At 37.0% G+C, this 21,569-nt stretch carries 26 protein-coding genes; 14 read left to right on the top strand and 12 right to left on the bottom strand.

Annotation, left to right across the window (positions count from 1 at the left end):
• The first annotated feature begins 21 nt into the window (after nt 1-21).
• The 3 genes from O1Q81_RS02325 (at nt 22) to O1Q81_RS02315 (ending at nt 1,640) form a co-directional block, all read left to right on the top strand.
• The gene (locus tag O1Q81_RS02325) at nt 22-291 is read left to right on the top strand and encodes a recombinase RecA (protein ID WP_386698032.1); all 270 of its coding nucleotides are present in this window, start codon (nt 22-24) and stop codon (nt 289-291) included.
• Nucleotides 292-507: 216 nt separating this feature from the next.
• Nucleotides 508-1,266, top strand: coding sequence for a tRNA (guanosine(46)-N7)-methyltransferase TrmB (gene trmB / locus O1Q81_RS02320; RefSeq protein WP_386698030.1), 759 nt, complete (start codon nt 508-510; stop codon nt 1,264-1,266).
• 35 nt (nt 1,267-1,301) lie between these two features.
• On the top strand, nt 1,302-1,640 hold the full coding sequence (locus O1Q81_RS02315; RefSeq protein WP_386698028.1) for a YggL family protein: 339 nt from the start codon (nt 1,302-1,304) through the stop codon (nt 1,638-1,640).
• A gap of 69 nt (nt 1,641-1,709) precedes the next feature.
• On the opposite strand, the gene O1Q81_RS02310 is transcribed toward O1Q81_RS02315, so the two are convergent.
• The 3 genes from O1Q81_RS02310 to O1Q81_RS02300 all read right to left on the bottom strand — a co-directional run bounded on the left by O1Q81_RS02310 (nt 1,710) and on the right by O1Q81_RS02300 (nt 5,384).
• The gene (locus O1Q81_RS02310; RefSeq protein WP_386698027.1) at nt 1,710-2,918 is read right to left on the bottom strand and encodes an IS256 family transposase; all 1,209 of its coding nucleotides are present in this window, start codon (nt 2,916-2,918) and stop codon (nt 1,710-1,712) included.
• 128 nt (nt 2,919-3,046) lie between these two features.
• On the bottom strand, nt 3,047-4,207 hold the full coding sequence (locus tag O1Q81_RS02305; RefSeq protein WP_386698026.1) for a glycosyltransferase family 4 protein: 1,161 nt from the start codon (nt 4,205-4,207) through the stop codon (nt 3,047-3,049).
• Nucleotides 4,208-4,214: 7 nt separating this feature from the next.
• Entirely contained in the window at nt 4,215-5,384 is a 1,170-nt protein-coding gene (locus O1Q81_RS02300) for a glycosyltransferase (RefSeq protein ID WP_386698024.1), read from the bottom strand.
• Nucleotides 5,385-5,524: 140 nt separating this feature from the next.
• Between O1Q81_RS02300 and O1Q81_RS02295 the strand changes: the two genes are divergently transcribed.
• Genes O1Q81_RS02295 through O1Q81_RS02285 form a run of 3 tightly spaced genes read left to right on the top strand, consistent with a single transcriptional unit; the run spans nt 5,525 to nt 8,154 of the window.
• Nucleotides 5,525-6,208 (top strand): glycosyltransferase family 25 protein, encoded by a 684-nt coding sequence (locus O1Q81_RS02295; protein WP_386688435.1) that lies wholly within the window; start codon nt 5,525-5,527, stop codon nt 6,206-6,208.
• Nucleotides 6,209-7,273 carry a glycosyltransferase family 9 protein gene (locus O1Q81_RS02290; protein ID WP_386695505.1) on the top strand — a complete coding sequence of 355 codons (1,065 nt, stop codon included), beginning with the start codon at nt 6,209-6,211 and terminating at the stop codon, nt 7,271-7,273.
• Nucleotides 7,261-8,154, top strand: a complete 894-nt coding sequence (locus O1Q81_RS02285; protein ID WP_386698022.1) for a hypothetical protein — start codon at nt 7,261-7,263, stop codon at nt 8,152-8,154. The genes O1Q81_RS02290 and O1Q81_RS02285 overlap by 13 nt, the downstream gene beginning before the upstream one ends.
• Nucleotides 8,155-8,180: 26 nt before the next feature.
• On the opposite strand, the gene O1Q81_RS02280 is transcribed toward O1Q81_RS02285, so the two are convergent.
• Nucleotides 8,181-8,942 carry a M48 family metallopeptidase gene (locus tag O1Q81_RS02280; protein WP_386698020.1) on the bottom strand — a complete coding sequence of 254 codons (762 nt, stop codon included), beginning with the start codon at nt 8,940-8,942 and terminating at the stop codon, nt 8,181-8,183.
• Nucleotides 8,943-9,007: 65 nt separating this feature from the next.
• Nucleotides 9,008-9,535 (bottom strand): inorganic diphosphatase, encoded by a 528-nt coding sequence (gene ppa / locus O1Q81_RS02275; protein WP_386688443.1) that lies wholly within the window; start codon nt 9,533-9,535, stop codon nt 9,008-9,010.
• Nucleotides 9,536-9,657: 122 nt separating this feature from the next.
• Between ppa and O1Q81_RS02270 the strand changes: the two genes are divergently transcribed.
• The 4 genes from O1Q81_RS02270 to O1Q81_RS02255 all read left to right on the top strand — a co-directional run bounded on the left by O1Q81_RS02270 (nt 9,658) and on the right by O1Q81_RS02255 (nt 12,902).
• Nucleotides 9,658-10,419, top strand: coding sequence for a glycosyltransferase family 2 protein (locus tag O1Q81_RS02270; protein ID WP_386698018.1), 762 nt, complete (start codon nt 9,658-9,660; stop codon nt 10,417-10,419).
• Nucleotides 10,420-10,806: 387 nt separating this feature from the next.
• Complete coding sequence (hemE, locus tag O1Q81_RS02265; protein WP_386695497.1) at nt 10,807-11,871, top strand: uroporphyrinogen decarboxylase; 1,065 nt, start codon at nt 10,807-10,809, stop codon at nt 11,869-11,871.
• An 11-nt stretch (nt 11,872-11,882) separates the two neighbouring features.
• Nucleotides 11,883-12,473 (top strand): YjaG family protein, encoded by a 591-nt coding sequence (locus tag O1Q81_RS02260; protein WP_386698016.1) that lies wholly within the window; start codon nt 11,883-11,885, stop codon nt 12,471-12,473.
• Nucleotides 12,474-12,626: 153 nt separating this feature from the next.
• Nucleotides 12,627-12,902 carry an HU family DNA-binding protein gene (locus O1Q81_RS02255; protein ID WP_386688451.1) on the top strand — a complete coding sequence of 92 codons (276 nt, stop codon included), beginning with the start codon at nt 12,627-12,629 and terminating at the stop codon, nt 12,900-12,902.
• Nucleotides 12,903-12,976: 74 nt separating this feature from the next.
• On the opposite strand, the gene murB is transcribed toward O1Q81_RS02255, so the two are convergent.
• The 6 genes from murB to O1Q81_RS02225 all read right to left on the bottom strand — a co-directional run bounded on the left by murB (nt 12,977) and on the right by O1Q81_RS02225 (nt 16,610).
• Nucleotides 12,977-14,002, bottom strand: a complete 1,026-nt coding sequence (murB, locus tag O1Q81_RS02250) for a UDP-N-acetylmuramate dehydrogenase (protein ID WP_386698014.1) — start codon at nt 14,000-14,002, stop codon at nt 12,977-12,979.
• Nucleotides 14,002-14,619, bottom strand: coding sequence for a glutathione S-transferase family protein (locus O1Q81_RS02245; protein WP_386688455.1), 618 nt, complete (start codon nt 14,617-14,619; stop codon nt 14,002-14,004). The genes murB and O1Q81_RS02245 overlap by 1 nt, the downstream gene beginning before the upstream one ends.
• A 39-nt stretch (nt 14,620-14,658) precedes the next feature.
• A complete protein-coding gene (gene lysA, locus O1Q81_RS02240) occupies nt 14,659-15,906 on the bottom strand; it encodes a diaminopimelate decarboxylase (protein WP_386698013.1) in 1,248 nt (415 codons plus the stop codon).
• A 9-nt stretch (nt 15,907-15,915) separates the two neighbouring features.
• Entirely contained in the window at nt 15,916-16,038 is a 123-nt protein-coding gene (locus O1Q81_RS02235; RefSeq protein ID WP_386698011.1) for a lipoprotein, read from the bottom strand.
• Between the two features lie 64 nt (nt 16,039-16,102).
• Complete coding sequence (locus O1Q81_RS02230; RefSeq protein ID WP_386698009.1) at nt 16,103-16,405, bottom strand: hypothetical protein; 303 nt, start codon at nt 16,403-16,405, stop codon at nt 16,103-16,105.
• Nucleotides 16,406-16,427: 22 nt separating this feature from the next.
• On the bottom strand, nt 16,428-16,610 hold the full coding sequence (locus O1Q81_RS02225) for a hypothetical protein (RefSeq protein ID WP_386698007.1): 183 nt from the start codon (nt 16,608-16,610) through the stop codon (nt 16,428-16,430).
• 236 nt (nt 16,611-16,846) lie between these two features.
• On the opposite strand from O1Q81_RS02225, the gene cyaY reads away from it, so the two are divergent.
• Both cyaY and recQ read left to right on the top strand, forming a co-directional pair.
• A complete protein-coding gene (gene cyaY, locus O1Q81_RS02220) occupies nt 16,847-17,155 on the top strand; it encodes an iron donor protein CyaY (RefSeq protein WP_386688465.1) in 309 nt (102 codons plus the stop codon).
• Nucleotides 17,155-19,035 (top strand): DNA helicase RecQ, encoded by a 1,881-nt coding sequence (gene recQ, locus O1Q81_RS02215; protein WP_386698006.1) that lies wholly within the window; start codon nt 17,155-17,157, stop codon nt 19,033-19,035. Before cyaY ends, recQ begins: the two co-directional genes overlap by 1 nt.
• A gap of 94 nt (nt 19,036-19,129) precedes the next feature.
• Here recQ and O1Q81_RS02210 read toward each other — a convergent pair whose 3' ends face one another.
• Nucleotides 19,130-19,855 (bottom strand): glutathione peroxidase, encoded by a 726-nt coding sequence (locus tag O1Q81_RS02210; RefSeq protein WP_386688469.1) that lies wholly within the window; start codon nt 19,853-19,855, stop codon nt 19,130-19,132.
• A gap of 124 nt (nt 19,856-19,979) precedes the next feature.
• On the opposite strand from O1Q81_RS02210, the gene oxyR reads away from it, so the two are divergent.
• Both oxyR and fabR read left to right on the top strand, forming a co-directional pair.
• Nucleotides 19,980-20,882, top strand: coding sequence for a DNA-binding transcriptional regulator OxyR (gene oxyR, locus O1Q81_RS02205; protein ID WP_386688471.1), 903 nt, complete (start codon nt 19,980-19,982; stop codon nt 20,880-20,882).
• A gap of 1 nt (nt 20,883) precedes the next feature.
• Nucleotides 20,884-21,510 (top strand): HTH-type transcriptional repressor FabR, encoded by a 627-nt coding sequence (gene fabR / locus O1Q81_RS02200; protein WP_386695483.1) that lies wholly within the window; start codon nt 20,884-20,886, stop codon nt 21,508-21,510.
• Nucleotides 21,511-21,569: the final 59 nt, after the last annotated feature.

The raw sequence follows: 21,569 nt of genomic DNA, 5'->3' as shown, positions 1-21,569 counted from the left end.
GCACAAAAAAACGGAGCAATCATGGCATTTACCGCAGAAGAATATCAATCCCTGCTTGCCGTCAAAGGCATAGGCAAAACGTTTATCAGCCGTCTGGAACAAATGGGCTTGGACAGCGTACAGGAGTTGGCAACGACTGATGAAGAAGAGATTGTGCACCAAGGTGCTTATTTGACAGGCTCAAGCTGTTGGAAAAACTCCCCCCACCAAGCCAGACAAGCCGCCCGCAATGCGGTTGACTGGGCGAAAGCACAATTAAACGGCGTGGCGATAGAGTTTAGAAAAATTTGAAAAACCTTTCAGGTTACCTGAAAAACACGCTGAAAAATCACCGCACTTTTCTTTGCTAAATTAGGCACTTTTTGAATACATTTGTTGCATAAATCACCCATGGGACTTGTCCTTAAGTGTCTATCTAAATAGACTCTGATTTGATTTTTCTTAAATTTACACCGCACTTTGAAATCCGTATAATGACCGCCAAATTTTACGAGCAATGAAAAAAGAATGGAACAACAAAAAAATACCCTTGCCGATCAAAAACGTAAAACCGTGGAAACTGCCGAATTTACTGAAGATGGACGTTATAAACGTAAAGTGCGGAGCTTTGTGTTACGTACAGGGCGGTTGAGCGAATATCAACGCCAAATAATGAATGATAATTGGACAAGTTATGGTTTGGATTATCAAAATGAACCCTTTGATTTCACTAAGATTTATGGCAATAGTCAGCCTGTGGTATTAGAAATAGGTTTTGGTATGGGAAAATCCTTAGTGGAAATGGCTGCCCAAAATCCCGATAAAAATTATCTGGGGATTGAGGTGCATACCCCTGGTGTGGGAGCTTGTTTAGCTTATGCTTTAGAAAAAGGGGTGAAAAATTTGCGAGTAATGTGCCATGATGCCACGGAAATTTTGCGTGATTGCATTGCGGAAAATTCGCTGGGCGGTTTGCAGTTATTTTTTCCTGATCCATGGCAAAAAGCGAAACATCACAAACGCCGTATTGTACAACCGCAGTTTGTCGAAAATGTTAGCCAAAAATTACAATCTGGTGGTTTTATTCATTTTGCTACCGACTGGCAAAATTATGCCGAACAGATGCTAGATGTGTTACAATCTATGCAAAGTGCGGTGGGAATTCGTAATGTTTCCTCAACGGGTGATTATATTGAACGCCCCGATTTCCGTCCCTTAACCAAATTCGAACAACGTGGTCACAAATTAGGTCACGGTGTTTGGGACTTATATTTTATTAAAGAATAAGAGCTAACAAGGCTCTAATAGCATAGGAGAAAAATATGGCTATTCAACGTAACGCTCGTCAGCGTAAAAAAATGCACTTAGCAGAATTCCAAGAATTAGGCTTTTTAGTCAATTGGCAATTTGCTGAAGGTACAGCTATCGAGCAAGTAGATGAAATCGTTGATCGCTTTATCCGTGAAGTCATTCAACTAAATGGGTTAGCTTATGAAGGCAGTGGCTATTTACACTGGGAGGGTTTAGTCTGTTTAGAAAAAATCGGAAAATGTGATGAAAAACACCGCACTTTAGTGAAAAACTGGTTAGAAAGCAATGGATTACAACAAGTCGAAATCAGTGATTTGTTTGATATTTGGTGGGACTATCCGACTAAATAATCAGGTAGAAAAAGAAATAGGGCTGGTTAGCCGAGCCTATCCCACATTTTGTGTAAACACCAATTTCACTTAAAGGTGATCATTTAAGCGATCACCAAATTCTAGCACAAAATGGTTCAATGCCACTCGCCAATTTCGGATTGGCATTGACCATTTTTTAGACGCATTTTTAATCGCAAGCCAGACTATTTTAATCACGGATTCGTCTGTCGGGAAGACATTTCGTTTTTTAATCACTCGTCGAATCACGCTATTTAACGATTCTATCGCATTTGTCGTGTAAATTGCCTTGCGAATATCGTCAGGATAGCTGAAAATCGTGGCTAAATTCACCCAATGAGTCTGCCAGCTTTTGGCGATTAATGGGTATTTTGCTTGCCATTTTTGCTCAAAATTAGCCAGTGCCTGTAGGGCTACCTGTTCCGTAGGTGATTGATAAATCAGCTTTAAATCCCCTGTCACGGCTTTGTAATCTTTCCAAGTGACATATTTCAAACTATTACGAACCATATGCACGATACAAAGCTGAATTTTCGTTTCAGGAAAAACAGTATTAATCGCATCAGGAAAGCCTTTTAAACCATCAATGCAAGCAATCAGAATATCCTGTACGCCACGATTTTTAAGCTCGGTTAGTACGTTTAACCAAAATTTTGACCCTTCATTTTCTGCAATCCACAGCCCTAACAGCTCTTTGCGTCCGTCCAGATTCACACCAAGAGCGACAAACACGGCTTTATTGATAATGCGTCCATCTTGGCGAGCTTTCACCACAATGCAATCCAAATAAACAATGGCATACACCGCGTTAAGGGGTTCATTTTGCCACTCAATAATGCGTTCTTTGACTGAATCAGTTACCCGAGAAATTAGGCTAGGTGAAACATCGGCATCATAAAATTCCTTAAACGAATCAACAATCTCTTGATTACTTAACCCTTTGGCATATAAGGCAATGATTTGCTCATCCATACCCGTAATGCGAGTTTGATTTTTCTTAATAATTTGGGGTTCAAAGGTGCTTTCACGATCTCGGGGAATGTTGAGTTCAATATCTCCCTCATCGGTGAGCAAGGTTTTTTGACTATAACCATTTCGGCTATTTTTAGCCTTTCTTGGCTGATTTTTCTTATAACCAAGATGTTCTGTAAGCTCAGTATTGAGAGCGGCTTCCACAGTGATTTTTTTCAGCACGCGAGAAAGCTGATTGAGATCTTCTGGTGTTTTGAGGTTTTTAGCTAATTCATTAGCCAATAATTTAATTTGTTGTTCATTCATAATGAAAATACCTGTTTTTGGTTATTATCTCAGAAACAGGTATTTACACAAATTTTGGTATAGGCTCAAAAATGCAGGAGGAGCCTATGAGAGCCTATAACAAATTTTGTTATAGGCTAAAGTGTTTATCACTTACACCCAGCTAGATCAAATAATATATCTCTCATATCCTGAATAAATTTAGGAATATTATGCACTTCTTTAATATAATTTATACCTTGTCTTGCCAATGTTTTTCTTATTTCATCATTTTTCATCAAGAAATGGATTCCTTCTACATAACGTTCTATGGCATCAAAACCATCTCCCAAGACTTGCCCAGTATAAACACCAAATTTTTCCGTTAAATTTTCAGGATTTTGGTTACTGACTAATAATGTTCCATAAGACAATGCTTCTAAGAATGAAACTGGTAAGGCTTCATGAATTGAAGTATTGACAAGTATTTTGGCATCTTTCAAAAATTGTTCTTTTTCTTCGCCATCAACATGTCCAGCAAAATATAAATTTGGAATATCTTTATATTTTGCCATAATCTCTGCATTCTTTGCTGTATCATGGAAAGATTGACCTAACATATAAAACTCATATTCAGGACATTGTTTAGCAATTTCAGCAAATAACCAACCTCGTTTCACGGATTCAATACGTCCTAAAAAAATAATCATATCTTTCTTTTCGTATGTATTGAGATTAAAGTCTTTGTTAATCTCAATTGGATTAGGCAAATATTGAATATTGACATCTTCATTCAAACGATAGAGTTCTTTTGCCTTTTCATTTAGGAAATAACCTTGTGAAATAAACTTTACCCTATCTTGTTTATATAATTGATGAATATAATCATATAATGCTTGATCGTAATAGCTTGGTTCAGGATAAAGCTGTACAGTATGAATTTCCTCCCAATCAGTTTGGGGTCTCGGATCTTGAATCCAAAATAATAATTTCTTTCGTTGGTCTGGTTCCAATTTTAAAGGTAGTATAAAAGTAACTTCAATACTTAAATAAACATCATAATTTTGTTTTTTTAGGAATTGTTTCGTAGCCCACTGCTTCTTTGGTATTTCATATACATTAATACCATCTACAATATGTTTTTTAGCTAAAATACCAAAATTACGTGATGTTGTTTTCAATAAAACATCAACTTGTAAATCATCTGAAGGTAAATATTCAGCGACAAGTCTTCTCGCTAGGAATCCATATCCACCATATCCCGTTTTAACTGCACCGAAATATTCATTAATTAATAAAGCAACCTTTATTTTTGTTTGTTTGTTTTCCATTTTAGCCCTATTTTCCAACGAGTTTATCTAATACACCAATGAATTTTCTTCGAATTTCTTGTTCAGAAAATTTTTCCAAATGTGTTTTCATATTTATCTGCATCTTTTCTATCATTTCAGGATTATGCAATAACTCAATCGTCTTTTGAACAAACTCATCTTTGTTGTTTAATGTCACTAAAGCACCACAACGCCCATTATCAAGTATTTCACTTGGACCTGTCGGACAATCCATTGCAACTACGGGAGTATTTAACAATAAACTTTCCAGTAATACTGTTGGCAATCCTTCTTTTGCTGAAGTATGTAGAAAAAGTGTTGCATATTTGATATAAGGATAAGGATTTTCAACTTCACCAAGTAAAATACATCTATTCTTTAAATTTAACTTTTCTATAAGATGCTTTAAATAATTACATTCTTCACCGTTTCCCAAAATATAAAGTTTTTCTGTTCTTCCATACTTAACTAGTTCTGCGTAAATTTCAATTAATTTATCATGTTGTTTTATTTTATCTAACCTAGCTACTTGGGTAAAGAAATGTTCTTTTCTTAAACCAGCATAGGGTAGAATATCAGCTTGTTCTACTATATGACTTATATTCAACGGATTAAATATAAGTTCAAATTTATTGGAAGAAATATTGGTAAGAGAAATCATTTGTTCTCTCATCGCATTAGAAATGACAATAATCTTACTATATCTAACTAAAATAGAAATGTCTTTTTTCAAATAATGATTATTTTTAGGTTCATAAGCTAAATGTTGCCATCGAATAATTGGTACAGAAATACGATTAAATTCAATATAAGGATCAAAATGTTGACTAAAATTTATAACAACATCATAGTCATTCCCAACAATTTTATCTGTTAATTTCTGTTTTCTAAGTATTTTTTCTTTTCTATTAAACAGCTTATATTTTATACGATTTAAGACACTTTCTTTTCTTGCAGAATAAATTGAATCACGTTGTTTTTTGTGATTTCTATCAAAAATATAACTTATTGGGAATTTTTTAGGAATTTTGTTGTGAAAAGCATTATCTTCTGTATCAAAATCAATCAAAATATCTATATCTAAGTTAGGTTCACCCTGTAACAGTGCTAAATAATTTATTAAAATACGTTCAACACCGCCCATAATCAACCATTTATGCAAAATTAAAATTTTCATTCTTTTTTCTCTAATCTGCTCAAGTATAATGACACTACTATAACTATAAATTAATATTGAAATTTTTGATAGACTAAACTAAAATTCATTCCAAATCAAGACGACTATATACTTCTCTAATTTAATGAAGTCAGGTAACTATGCTACAAAAAAACATCCCGCCAATTTTCATTATCAGCCTTAAAAACTCTCCTCGCCGAGAAGCAATTGCACAGCGTTTTACTGCCTTAAATATTTCTTTTCAATTTTTCGATGCTGTTTATGGTAAAACACTGGGTAAAGAAGAGTTATCACAAGTTGATTATGAATTTTACCCTAAAAAATACCTAGCCAAGAAACCCCTTACTATTGGTGAAATAGGCTGTGCAATGAGCCATATTAAAGTTTATCAGTATATGGTTGAGCAACATATTGAACAAGCTATTATTTTTGAAGATGATATTATCATTCACCACGACTTTACAAAGATCATTTCAGATGTGTTGAAAAGAGTCCCATCTAGGCGAGAGATTGTTTTTTTAGATCATGGTAAAGCTAAATCTTGGTTGTTCAAGCGTAAACTATTTGAAAATTATAAATTAGTACGTTACCGTAGTCCGTCAAAAACATCTAAGCGTTGTATTATTATGGCAAATGCCTATTTGCTCACTCTCAATGGAGCAAGAAAATTATTAGATAATGCCTACCCCATTAGAATACCTGCAGATTATTTAACGGGATTATTACAATTAAATAGGCTCAATGCCTATGGTGTTGAACCACCTTGTATTTTCCGAGGAACTAGTGAATCAGAAATTAATAAACTTGAAGATCGATACAATTAAATGAAACTCAAAACTCTTTTACAAAAAATCCGCCTGACTATAGGTAAACTATTACTAGACAAAATACATCACAATCCCGTAAATTTGCCTATCAAAAAAATCCTCTTTCTCCGCCAAGACGGAAAAATTGGTGATTATATTGTCAGCTCTTTTGTGTTTCGTGAACTAAAAAAACAGGATCCTGAGCTATATATTGGAGTAACTTGTACTAAAAATAATGCCTATTTATTTTCGGATAATCCTTATATTGATCAACTACATTTTGTGCAAAAACGTAGTATCTGGGATCGGATCAAGTGCGGTCTAAATTTGCGGAAATTTCACTATGACGTGTTAATTGATCCTACGGTACTATTACGTAACCGAGATTTACTGTTTATTCGCCTAATTAACGCTTCAATCAATGTCGGTTATTTAAAACAAAATTATCAACTTTTTAATATCAATATTGATGATCCCAATTTACATTTTGCTGACGTTTATAAAACAGCATTAGAAAAAATAGGATTTACTGATATTAATACGCAATATGATATTCCCTTTAGTCCGTCAGCTAATACTGAAACCATTGATTTTATCCAGAAAAATAAATTAGAAAGATTTATTACCTTGAATTTCTTTGGTAATGGGTCGGCTCGCCAATTTGATGACAAACATATCGTTGCAATACTTGAATATTTGGCAAAAGAAAGTAGCTTGCCAATAGTCGTACTCACCTATCCCCCAGTAACAGAAAAATTAAAAAAATTGATAGCAATGGTCAATGGTCAATGGTCAATGGAGAATAATACCTTTTTTGCAAAAATTTTTATTAATGAAAACACAAAAAGTATATTTCATACCATTGAACTTATTCGCTATTCTGATTTGTTAATTTCACCTGATACTGCCACCATTCATATTGCAGCAGGTCTAAATAAACCGATTATTGGTTTTTACAGTCAAGGTCAACAAAATTGGCTAAATTGGCACCCTAATAATCAAAATCGAACTGAAATTGTACACTACCAACATAATATCAATGAAATTTCACCAGAACAGATTAGTCCAGAATGGATAATATAAACATGAATTTAACCTTACTCACTTTCGGCGAACGGCTTGAAAACCATTATCAAGCCTGTTTTGCCATTTTAACTTTTTTGCGAGATCCGCAAATTGAAAAAGTGATTGTCATCACCGATCGCCCAGATTTTTACCGTGTTTTTGGTGATCGTATTGAATTTATTGAAATTAACCAAACCACCTTACAGAAATGGCAAGGAAAATATCACTTCTTTTGGCGAGTGAAAATTAAGGCGTTGCAGACTGTTCAAGCCCAATATCCCGCTCAACATTTGCTCTATGTGGATAGCGATACTTTTTTAGCCACGCCATTAACGGAAATGCAACACCAGCTTAATCAGGGGCAAACATTTATGCACTTAAAAGAAGGTATATTAAGCGAACAATCCAATCGAACTTGGCAAAAAATGCACCGCACTTTAGTAGGAAAAACCTTTGCCAATATTGAAATTAGACCTGATAGTGTGATGTGGAATGCGGGTGTGGTTGCTTTACCCGCAGAAAAGGCTCAAGCAATCCTTGCACTCGCATTACAACTCTGTGATGAAATTTGTGGTACAGATTGTGAACGTAAATTAGTGGAACAATTTTCTTTTTCTGTGGCGTTAAATCAGCATCAACCTTTACAGCCCTGCAATACAATTATCGGACATTATTGGGGCAATAAAACCGAATGGAATAATATGATTGCAGATTTTTTTGTGAATGCTCAATTAAAAAACTTATCACTACAAGATTGTATTGCATTATTAGCAGAAAAAGACTGGAATGAATTACCTTTAAGCAAGAAACAACGCAATACTAACGCTAAACTCAAGAAATTCATTGATTGGATTTTTCCAGATAAAAATATTTATTATTTTAAGCAAAAAGTGCGGTAATTTTTACCGCACTTGGTGGCATTTGGTTATTTTCTCGCATTATAAACTTTCATTGCCTCTGGCAATAAACGTTGTAAATTTTCTTGGCGAGCTTCATCACTTGGGTGAGTAGAGAATAAACTTACTACTTTACTTGAACCACCTTGTGCCTGCATTTTTTGCCAGAGTTTTGGGGCAGCTTGTGGATTATAGCCAGATTTTGCCATTAACATTAAGCCGATTTCGTCTGCTTCTGTTTCATTGCTACGAGAATAGGGCTTATTAGTGATTAAATCGACTGTTCCGCTACCTAACCCTTGTAGATCAACACCAAGTGCTGCTCCTGCCCCGACTTCAACGGCTGCCCCAAGTACTGTAGTAAATACACCTAAATTACGTGATGATTTGCCATGTTCTTTTAGTGCATGAGCCATTTCATGTCCCATCACTGTCGCAATTTCATCATCGGTTAAGGATAATTTATCCACTAGTCCCGTGTAAAACATCATCTTACCACCTGGCATTGCCCAAGCATTAAGATCATCACTTTTTACTACAGCAATTTGCCAGTTAAATTTTGTACCAGTATTATTTTCTTGTTCGGCATAGGGTTGCATCACGTGGAAGACTTTTTGTACCCGTTTTGATGTGGTAGAACTGGTATCTAATATGCCTTTTTGTCTTGCTTGTGCTAAAACTTGAGCATATTGGCTCTCAGCTTGTTGGTTTATTTCCGTACTGGTTGCACAGCTCACTAAAACTGCAACCGCAAAACAGGTCGCAAATATTTTCTTTTGGCGTTTTAACATCTGATTTCCCCTAATGTTACAAAAAAATACCGCCTTACCAAAATAAGACGGCATCACTGAGTTAATTATTTTTTCGCACGCTCAAATGAGTCTAAAATTTCTTGACGAGCTTCGTTTACATCGCCCCAGCCTTCCACTTTTACCCATTTACCAGCTTCTAGTGCTTTATAGCTTTCAAAGAAATGCTGAATTTGAGCTTTTAATAACGCAGGTAAATCGCCCACATCTTTAATGTGATCGTATTCTTTGCTTAATTTAGTATGCGGAACTGCGACCACTTTCGCATCACCACCCGCTTCATCTGTCATTTTTAACACGCCCACTGGACGGCAACGAATCACGGAACCTGGTTGTAATGGGTATGGCGTTGGCACTAACACATCAACAGGATCGCCATCTGAAGATAAAGTATGGTTTACATAACCATAGTTAGCTGGATAGAACATTGCGGTTGCCATAAAACGGTCAACAAATAATGTGCCAGTTTCTTTATCAACTTCGTATTTAATTGGATCTGAATTGGCAGGGATTTCAATCACGACATAAATATCATCTGGTAATTCTTTGCCTGCTGGTACACTTTCTAAGCCCATGTTAATCTTCCTTTTGTCAATTAATGTGAATAAACAATTTGATTATAGCGATATTTAGTTGGTTTTGCTACAAAGTGCGGTTAGAATAATGAAAAATTTTTATCCTACAAAATGAGAATATTATGCCAACCATCAGCGTTGCAATGATTGTGAAAAATGAAAGCCAAGATTTGGCGGAATGCTTAGACACCGTAAAAGATTGGGCAAATGAAATCGTGATTTTAGACAGCGGTAGCACCGATAATACCGAACAAATCGCTCAATCTTACGGGGCAAAATTTTATCAAAATACTGATTGGCAAGGCTTTGGCAAACAACGTCAGCTCGCTCAACAATATGTCACCAGTGATTATGTATTATGGCTTGATGCCGATGAACGTGTTACCACCGAATTAGCACAATCTATTCAAACTGCGGTACAAAAGAATGCCGAAAATACGGTGTATCAACTTAACCGTTTAAGTACAGTTTTCGGACGTGAAATCCGTCATTCTGGTTGGTATCCTGATTATGTAGTACGTTTGTATAAAACCGATTATGCAAAATACGGCGATGAACTGGTTCACGAACGAGTACATTATCCAAATAGTACAAAGGTTGAAAAACTAACAGGCAATTTAGCTCATTTTACCTATAAAAATATTCATCATTATTTAGTGAAATCCGCTGGTTATGCCAAAGCTTGGGCGGAACAACGTCAGGCACAAGGCAAAACAGCCAGTCTTTTTGATGGTGTTACTCATGCTGTAGGTTGCTTTGTGAAAATGTATTTACTGAAAGCTGGCTTTTTAGATGGTAAACAGGGATTTTTATTGGCGGTGTTATCCGCTCATTCTACTTTTGTGAAGTATGCGGATTTATGGGTGAGAACGCAAGTGAGATAATACTTCCCACAAATTACTTTTCTTAAAAAATGGAGAAAGTATTATTTTTTGGGAGCTTCAACACTTTTTAGCAAACTATAAGCAAATGCACAGACACCAACCGCTATAAATGCAAGTACAGTAAGACCAATACTTAACCACATAATTTAATTCTCCCGTATTTTCGGTAAACTAGATTTATATTGACGAAAAAAACGTCCACCTAGTAAGAAAAAATAAGTAACAACAATTAAAGCCACTGTACTCCAAGCCTTAAATGCTGCTTCTCCTTGTCCAAATATTACCACAGGGATAGCTAATAGCAAATAGGTATATCTCCTTTGAATATTGCAATCACTATCTATCTCATATACACTTCCCCCACTTTATTTTTATTTATCAAATTTTATGCCACCATTAAAAAACGATCGCTATTTAAAAGCCTTATTGCGTGAACCTGTCGATTACACCCCTGTTTGGCTAATGCGACAAGCTGGACGGTATTTACCAGAATATAAAGCGACTCGAGCGAAAGCGGGAGATTTTATGTCGCTTTGTCGTAATGCGGATTTAGCTTGTGAAGTAACATTACAACCGCTTCGCCGTTATGCGTTAGATGCCGCTATTTTATTTTCTGATATTTTAACCATTCCTGATGCTATGGGCTTGGGGTTAAGTTTTGGTGTGGGTGAAGGACCAAAATTTGCTCGTCCAGTAGAAAGCAAAAGTGCGGTGCAAAATTTGCCAATTCCTGATCCCGAAGTCGAATTACAATATGTCATGAATGCAGTGCGTACCATTCGCCGTGAACTCAACGGCGAGGTGCCATTAATTGGTTTTTCAGGCAGTCCGTGGACGTTGGCGACCTATATGGTGGAAGGTGGCTCAAGCAAAACCTTCACTAAAATCAAAAAAATGCTGTATTCCGAACCGCAGTTATTACGTCAACTATTAGATAAAGTAGCTGATTCGGTGATTTTATATCTCAATGCTCAAATCAAAGCAGGGGCTCAATCTGTTATGGTATTTGATACTTGGGGTGGCGTGTTGGCACATCGGGATTATGTCGATTTTTCATTGCAATATATGCACAAAATTGTAGCGGGTTTAATCCGTGAAAATGAAGATCGCAAGGTACCTGTTACTTTGTTCACTAAAGGCGGTGGCTTATGGTTAGAACAGATCGCAAACACTGGCTGTGATGCGATTGGTTTAGATTGGACCGTAGATATTGCGAAAGCAAAAGCTCAAGTAGGACATAAAGTTGCCTTACAAGGCAATATTGATCCATCAGTGTTATATGCCCCACCTGAACGCATCATACAAGAAGTGCGGTCAATTTTGGCAGACTTTGGCACAGGCTCTGGGCATGTGTTTAATCTCGGGCATGGCATTCATCAAGATGTGCCTGTGGAAAGCCCAAAAGTGTTGGTGGATGCCATTCACCATTATTCCAAACCTTATCATCAATAAAAGGAACGGCTATGCGAAACCCTATTCATAAACGCCTTGAACATTTCGAAAGTTGGCAACATTTAACTTTTATGGCTTGTCTATGTGAACGGATGTATCCGAACTTTCAGCTGTTCTGCCAAATGACGGAACAACCAGAACAAGCCAAAACCTACCAAAATATCTTAAATCTGGTATGGGAATATTTAACCGTGAAAGATGCCAAAATTAATTTTGATAATCAGTTGGAAAAATTAGAAGACATTATTCCCGATGTCAATGATTACGACTTTTTCGGTGTCGTACCAGCGTTGGATGCGGCGGAAAGTTTAGGTGAATTATTGCACGCTATCATTGCGGGTTCAACTTTAGAACAAGCGATTAAAATTAGTCAGCTTTCCTTACAAACAATCGCAACCTTGTTAGAAACCGAACAAGAACGTGAATTCTCGGAAAATGATCTTAAAAGTGCGGTGGAAATTCAACAAGAATTAGATGTGCAATGGCAAATTTACCGCACCTTAAATGAATGTGAAAAGCGTGATGTGGATCTAATTTTAGACCTAAAAAATGAGATTCGTAGTGCTAGAATATCAAATATTGGTATAGAAATTAACCAATAACGCGATCTTTACCACAAATTTACAAAATAGTGCTTGCTTTCGCACAAACTTTGTTTAATCTATACGGCACTGTACTTACACTTACAGTTACTGAAATCTGGTAAACAAAGGCTTTACCGCAACATTTAATAAAACATTATAAGGTTTTTAATTATGAATAAAACAGATTTAATCGATGCAATTGCAGCAGAAGCGAAATTAACTAAAAAAGATGCAAAAGCAGCATTAGAAGCTACTTTAAACGCAATCTCTGGCAGTTTAAAAGCTGGTGATCCAGTACAGTTAATTGGTTTTGGTACATTCAAAGTAAACGCTCGTAAAGCACGTACAGGTCGTAACCCACAAACTGGTGCTGAAATCAAAATCAAAGCATCTAAAGTTCCTGCTTTCGTTGCTGGTAAAGCATTAAAAGATCAAGTAAACGCATAATTTTTATTATATGTATTGTCTAAAAACCCTGCCAACTTGACAGGGTTTTTTTATTAGAAAATAATTAATATCAACTAACTAATCACATTTTCCGCATTTATCTCGCCATGTTCACCAATAAAACGCACCTCTGGTGAAAGATAAACATCAAACTTCGCTGCTACCGCTTGACGAACATGATGAGCTAATTCTATGACATCAGAACTGGTAGCATTACCCGTATTCACTAACACTAATGCCTGTTGTTGATGTACCATGGCACCACCAATTTGATAGCCTTTTAAACCGCATTGATCAATTAACCAGCCTGCAGCCAGCTTAACAAAGCCATCTGCTTGTGGATAATTTGGAATAGTTGGATATTCTGCTTGTAAATCGTGGAATTGACGAGCAGTCACCACAGGATTTTTAAAGAAACTCCCCGCATTCCCGATTTGCTTTGGATCAGGTAACTTCGCTTGGCGAATCGCACAGACTTCAGCAAAAATTTGTTGAGCTGTCACCGTATTCGCATCAAGATTGGCAAGTGATCCATATTTCAACACAGGTTGCCAGTTTTTGGCTAATTTTAGCCCGACAGCAACCACCACAAAACCCTCTGCATATTGATGTTTAAATACTGAATGGCGATAAGCAAAACCACAGTCTTCATGACTTAAACGAAATACTTCGCCTTGGTTTAAATCTAATACTTCGACATAATCACAAACATCTTTAAATTCAACACCATAGGCACCGATATTTTGTATCGGTGCAGAGCCAGCACAGCCTGGAATTAAGGCTAAATTCTCTAAGCCCTGAATGCCTTGTGACAGCGACCATTGCACTAAATGATGCCAATTTTCGCCCCCTGCAACGTGCAAATAGTGAAAGTCATTATCCTGTCTATGTTCAATGCCTTTTAACCGATTGATTAATACGGTACCGTTAAAATCTTGCACAAATAAGACGTTACTCCCCTCACCTAACAACAATACAGGCTGACTATCCGCTTTTGCCGTTGACCACACTTGCGTAAATTGCTCAACTGCGGTGATTTCTACAATATTTTTTGCCTGAACATCAATGGCAAAGGTATGATAATGACGTAAACTTTGCATTAGACAGGTAATCCTTGTTGTTTTAGCACAGATTGCACACCAGCATTTTGTCCTACTCGTTGATAATGAGCTGTTAAATGGTGTAAATGACTATAATCCAAACCAATCGCTTGGCTCCAACGCAATGTGATATAAAGATACACATCAGCAACAGAAATTTGCTCGCCGAAGAATTGGTGTTGACTTAAATATTCATTGGCAATGGCGTATAAACGCAATAATCTCTCTGCCAATTCTTGACGATATTGTTTAACTAATTCTTCATTACCTTGCAAATAGGCAGGCACATTAAAAATACGCCCAAAGATCGGGTGAATATCTGCATTACAAAAAGCCAGCCATTTAATCGCTTTCGCTTTATCTTGCACCGTTTTACTGCCAAAAATCTTAGCATCTGGATATAAATTATCTAAATAGGTTAGAATGGCAACATTTTGTGATAAGGCAAAATCACCATCCACTAATAACGGCACTGAACCCTGTGGATTTAACGCTAAATAATCCGCCTGTTTAATAGCTTCCCGACTCATTTCGACCGCTTCGTAAGGCTGTCCAATCCACTCTAACGCAATATGTGGCACGGTAGAACAAGAGCCTTTTAAATAATATAATTTCATATCAATTTCTCCTTTTTATCTCTACTTTTTTATCATTATTTACGGCAATAAACGTTCTAATTGCCATAAATTCTCATAGCTCTCACGCTGCCGAATCAAATGAGCCTGATCACCATCTACTATGATTTCTGCGGTACGTGGTCGAGAATTATAATTTGAACTCATGCTCGCCCCATAAGCACCAGCGGAACGTTGCACTAAAAAATCTCCTTGAGCTATCGCCAATTCACGTTGTTTTCCAAGAAAATCTGAGGTTTCACACACAGGACCAACAACATCATAAACGGCTTTTTCACGTGCCAAACTGCGATCCGCTTCAATAATATTCATATAAGCCTGATACAAAGCAGGGCGAATCATATCGTTCATACCTGCATCAACAATCGCAAAGTTTCGGCTTTCGTTGGTTTTAATATATTCCACTTTAGTCACTAAAATCCCCGCATTCGCCGTGATTGCACGCCCTGGTTCAAGGATAATTTCCAAATCACATTGTTGCAATTTTTCAAGTAATGCTTTGGCATATTCAGTCGGATGTGGCGGTGTTTCGTTGGTATAAGGCACACCTAGACCACCACCTAAATCTAGGTGTTTCAGCTGAATACCGTCTGCATTTAATTGTTTCATTAAATGAATTAAACGATCGGCAGCATCTAAAAATGGTTGTAATTCAGTGAGTTGCGAACCAATATGACAATCCATTCCAACAACTTGAATATGGGCTAATTGACTAGCTTGGCGATATACATCTTGAGCCTGTTCCACGCTCACACCAAATTTATTTTCTTTCAATCCAGTAGAAATATAAGGGTGCGTATGTGCATCTACATCAGGATTAACACGTAACGAAATCGGTGCAATTTTCGCCATTTTACCAGCAACTTCATTAATCCGATAGAGTTCAGGCAGGCTTTCTACATTAAAACAACGAATCCCGACTTCCAACGCACGAGCAATTTCTATTTCTGTTTTCGCTACACCAGAGAATACCACTTTCGCAGGATCACCGCCCGCTTTCAGCACACGCTCTAATTCCCCTTGCGACACAATATCAAACCCCGAACCCAATCTTGCCATCGTTTGCAACACAGCAATGTTTGAATTTGCTTTTACCGCAAAGCAAATCAGATGCGGATGATCACCAAAAGCCTTATCAAAAGCATACCAATGACGCTCCAAAGTTGCTTTAGAATAGACATAAAGTGGCGTACCAAATTGCTGTGCTAACTGACTTACAGGCAATGCTTCAGCAAAAAGTTTATTGTTCTGATATTGAAAGAAATCCATTTAGAAATCCTATTTTTGTTGGGTTTGTTGGGTATTCTCTTGTGGGTAATATAAAGGTCCTTTCACGCCACAGCCTGTTATAAAGGTTGCTAGCACTAAAAGTGCGGTTAAAAAAGTGAGTTTTTTCATCATTATTTTCCGTGTTAAGTATTTTAGTTATTTTACACTATTTTGTTTGAATAAATGGTAGTATCTATTATTTTTTAAGCAATTTATTTAATCGTCTTTTTTGCTTGACAGAAAGGTGAATAAACTGATTACTAGAAAAATATTTCTCTTTTAGTAATTGGATAAAATTGATTTCTCGAACGCTTATTCCAGTATTGATATTAGAAAAACGACCATAATTGAAAGAAAGAATATAAGCTATATTGCCTTTAACAATACATTGCAATGATGTGAAACTATTGATTTCTATCGAAAACGGTGATCGTACAATGTCATAACTATCTAAAATGGTCTCCACATAAAGTAATGCTTCATCTGATAATAAAGCCATAAATTCATCAATTTTTGAATCCTTAAGAGTAAGCCACTTCACTATAAAATACCTCATCAATGGCTTTTTTATTCTCTAGATATTCTAATCTCTCTGCTCGTTTTGCTTTAATTTTATCTAGACTAATTTCTTCAAATAAATCATTATCCATCCCATGATGCCATAGCTCAGTAAGATATTGTTCTTGAGTTTTGGTTAATTTCATACCCCCTCCTATCTGATGTTCGTAAAAGTAAAAAATGACTCACCATTTTTCCTATTTCAAGAGATAAGTATGCCTTAAAATAACCCCTAATTCAAAACTAAATTTGTGATCTGCACTCCAAAATTTGATGATTATTCTTATTTAATCGTGAATTTGGTAGAAATTCCCCCTATCCTTAATCACAGAAAATATCTATAATTCATCTTTAAAATAATAGATCTATTAAGAGAACAAAAATGAACCTAGCTGAATTTCATCAAAATATTGAACAAGTGTGGGATCATATTGAAGAACAATGTGATGAGCAAGATGTGGACGTAGATTTTGAACGTCAAGGATCGGTGTTTACCATGACTTTTGGCAATCGTACACAAATTGTCATTAATAAACAAGAATCCATGTTAGAACTCTGGCTGGCTAGCCGTTTAGGTGGTTTACATTTTGCTTGGAAAGATAACGACTGGATTAACCACGATGGTAAACGCTTTTATGATTGTTTAAGTGAAGCCTGTGCAGCTCACGGTGAAGAAGCGACATTTGGCTAATGGAATCGCTGTCTTCCTTTGATTTGAACGACAATAGTACGGTGCCAAAAAAACACGATTTTTCCACCGCACTTGCTGATCCTTTACAAGTATTAAAGGATGTATTCGGCTATCAATCTTTCCGCAAAGGGCAACAAGAAGTCATTCAATCTGCATTACATGGACAAGATAGCCTTGTCGTGATGGCGACAGGGAACGGGAAATCCCTGTGTTATCAAATTCCAGCCTTGTGTTTTTCAGGTCTAACCTTAGTTATTTCACCATTAATTTCCTTGATGAAAGATCAAGTCGATCAACTGCTGGCAAACGGCATCGCTGCGGATTATCTCAATTCCACACAAACCTTTGAACAGCAGCAACAGGTGCAAAATAAAGCCATTTCTGGTCAACTCAAATTACTTTATCTTTCCCCTGAGAAGGTGATGACAAATCACTTTTTTTCTTTTATTTCCCATTGTTTAGTCAGCTTTATTGCTATTGACGAAGCCCATTGCATCTCCCAATGGGGGCATGATTTCCGTCCTGAATATGCTCAACTCGGCGGATTAAAGGCTACTTTTCCCAATGTGCCAATTATGGCATTAACCGCCACTGCTGATAACACCACCAGACAGGATATTTGGCAAAATCTTCGTTTAAATCAACCGCACTTATATGTAGGCAGTTTTGATCGCCCGAATATTCGTTACACCTTAGTCGAAAAATTCAAGCCAATGGAACAGCTCTGTAATTTTGTGGCGGCACAAAAGGGCAAAAGTGGCATTGTATATTGCAACAGTCGCAATAAATCGGAAAAAGTCGCTGAAGCCTTAAAAAGGCGTGGGGTATCCGCAGATTTCTATCATGCAGGCATGGATTTTGCCGAACGTGAACGTGTGCAACGAGCCTTTCAGCGAGATAATATTCAAGTGGTGGTTGCCACCATTGCCTTTGGTATGGGAATTAATAAATCTAACGTGCGATTTGTTGCTCACTTTGATTTATCTCGCAGTATCGAAGCCTATTATCAAGAAACGGGGCGAGCAGGACGAGATGATTTACCTGCCGAAGCGGTATTATTTTATGAACCCGCCGATTACGGCTGGTTACACAAAATGCTACTGGAAGAACCTGAATCGCCACAACGAGATATTAAACAACACAAACTAGAAGCCATCGGTGAATTTGCCGAAAGCCAAACTTGTCGCCGTTTAGTATTACTCAATTATTTCGGCGAAAATCGTCAAACACCTTGCAATAACTGTGATATTTGCTTAGATCCACCGAAAAAGTATGATGGCTTAATGGATGCACAAAAAATCCTTTCTACTATTTATCGCACGGGTCAACGCTTTGGTATGCAATACGTGATAGGCGTTATGCGTGGCATGAATAATCAACGTATTCGTGATTACCAACATGATAAACTAAGCGTCTATGGCATTGGCAAAGACAAAAGCAAAGAATATTGGCAATCAGTGATTCGCCAATTAATTCATCTCGGTTTTATTCATCAAGTCATGAATGACGTTGGCGTACAATTACAACTCACCGAAAGTGCCAGACCAATTTTACGTGGTGAAATCCCTTTAGAGCTGGCAACGCCACGCTTATCCGCTATTGCAACGGTTTCTGCCCCACAACGTAGTGCAGTGACCAATTACGATAAAGATTTATTTGCTCGCTTACGTTTTTTACGCAAACAAATTGCCGACCGAGAAAATATTCCGCCATATATTGTATTTAGTGATGCGACCTTACAAGAAATGTCCCTGTACTTACCAACCAATAAAGTGGAAATGCTACAAATTAATGGCGTAGGGGCAATTAAATGGGAACGATTTGCTCAACCGTTTATGGCGATTATTCAAGAGCATAAGGCAATTCTCAATAAAGCATAATATACAACAAATTAGATAAAAATTAGTCAAAAAAACCGCACTTTGAGCAATTTACCCAAAGTGCGGTGAGAAAATACCGAATATTTAGCTTAAATTAAGCTAAATATTTCTCTAAATCTTCGCTACCACCGATGTACTGACCACCAATAAAGACTTGTGGAACAGATGTTTTGCCTGTAATAGCACGTACAGAGATAGTTGAAGCATCACGACCTAATACGATTTCTTCAAAGGTATAGCCTTTCACTTTTAATAAACCTTTGGCTTTCGCACAGAATGGGCAACCTGGTTTAGTGAAGATAGAAACTGATGGTTTGGCTTCCCATTTTGGATTTAAATATTTGATCATAGTATCGGCATCAGATACTTTGAACGGGTCGCCTGGCTCTTGTGGTTCAATGAACATTTTTTCTACTACACCATTGCGTACTAACGCAGAATAACGCCATGAACGTTTGCCAAAGCCTAAATCTTCTTTACCAACAAGCATACCCATACCTTCGGTAAATTCACCATTACCATCTGGAATAACGGTAATATTTTCTGATTCTTGGTCTGCTTTCCATGCGTTCATAACGAATGTGTCATTAACAGACATACAAATAATATCGTCAACACCTAACGCTTTGAATTCACATGCTAATTCGTTGTAACGTGGTAAGTGTGTTGATGAACAAGTTGGGGTGAATGCACCAGGTAATGAGAATAACACAACAGTTTTGTTGTCGAATAATTCTGCTGATGTTACATCAACCCATGCGTCGCCTTGGCGAGTGTGGAATGTAACTTGAGGAACTTTTTTTCCTTCCATATTTGACATAATTTTTTCTCCGATTTAAGTAGTTAGTTGTTTTTACTGGGTGGATTATAGGTAATTTTATGGTATAGTTACAATCAATTAATTCTATTCTTTTAATTGTTCATATCTATAAGGAAGTTTTTTTATGAATATTCGTGATTTAGAATATCTGGTGGCACTTGCCGAATATAAACATTTTCGGCGTGCAGCGGACGCATGCCATGTTAGTCAGCCTACATTAAGCGGGCAAATTCGCAAATTAGAAGACGAACTCGGTATTATTCTATTAGAACGCACGAGCCGTAAGGTGCTATTTACGCAATCGGGATTGCTGTTAGTAGATCAAGCCAAAACGGTATTACGTGACGTTAAATTACTCAAAGAAATGGCGAGTAATCAATGCAGGGATATGACTGGTCCACTACATATTGGGGTGATCCCAACGGTTGGTCCGTATTTATTACCGCATATTATGCCAGTATTAACACGAGAATTTCCAGAGCTAGAATTATTCTTATACGAGCAACAAACCTCTCGTTTGATCGATCAATTAGAAACGGGCAATTTAGATTGTGCCATTGTTGCTTCAGTAGAAGAAACTCAACCATTTATTGAAGTCCCCGTTTTTACGGAAAAAATGTTGATTGCCGTACCCGACCAACATAGTTGGGCAAATGAACAACAAATCTCACTTGCTGCATTGAATAATAAAGAAATTCTTATGCTAGATGATGGTCATTGTTTAAGAGAACAAGCGCTTGGATATTGTTTTTCTGCGGGTGCCAAAGAAAATTCCCATTTTCAAGCCACAAGTCTTGAAACCCTACGCAATATGGTCGCAGCCAATGTCGGGATTACCCTAATGCCACAGCTTGCTGTGCATAATGAAAAGGAACGTCAAGGTGTAAAATATATCCCTTGTATCGATCCTGAACCGAAACGTTCTATTATACTAATTTACCGTCCTGGCTCGCCATTACGTCAACGTTATGAACGTATTGCTCAAATGATTAAAAATACAATTCAACCAATTTTAGAAGAGAATTAATATGGCAGGAATTCGTGCTTTACAAAAAGAAAAAACACGGCAAGCCTTAATTAATGCTGCTTTTAACCAGCTAACGGCTGAAAAAAGTTTTGCTAATTTGAGCTTACGTGAAGTATCAAGAGAAGCGGGTATTGCTCCTACTTCCTTTTATCGTCATTTTAAAGATATGGAAGAATTAGGTTTAACCATGGTTGATGAAGCGGGTTTAACCTTACGACAATTAATGCGACAAGCCCAGAAACGCTTGCGTAATGGTGGTAGCGTTATTGAAATTTCGATTGATACTTTTTTTGAATTTATTGAAAATGATCCTAACGTTTTTCGTTTATTATTGAGAGAAAGTGCTGGAATTTCTTTGCTTTTTCGCACCGCAGTTTCCCGTGAAATTAAACACTTTATCGAAGAATTAGGCGAATTTATTACCTATCGTTTTAATTATTCAAGGTATATCGGTTATATGCAAGCTGAAGCCAGTGTCACGCTGACCTTTAGTGCCATGTCAAAAGCCTTAGATATGGATGAAAAAGATCGCGCAGAATTAAAAAGACGTGTTATTTTACAACTCCGAATGATTGCCAAGGGGGCGCAATTTTTCGCTGTAAAAGAAAAAGATAAAACGACGGATTAAGCCAAATTCAGCAGATGAAAGCAAAAAGTGCGGTGCTTTTTTGACAGATTTTGCGTTAT

The sequence above is a fragment of the Lonepinella sp. MS14436 genome (genome assembly GCF_042470565.1).
Taxonomy (GTDB): domain Bacteria; phylum Pseudomonadota; class Gammaproteobacteria; order Enterobacterales; family Pasteurellaceae; genus Lonepinella.
This window is presented reverse-complemented; position numbering and strand designations above follow the sequence as displayed.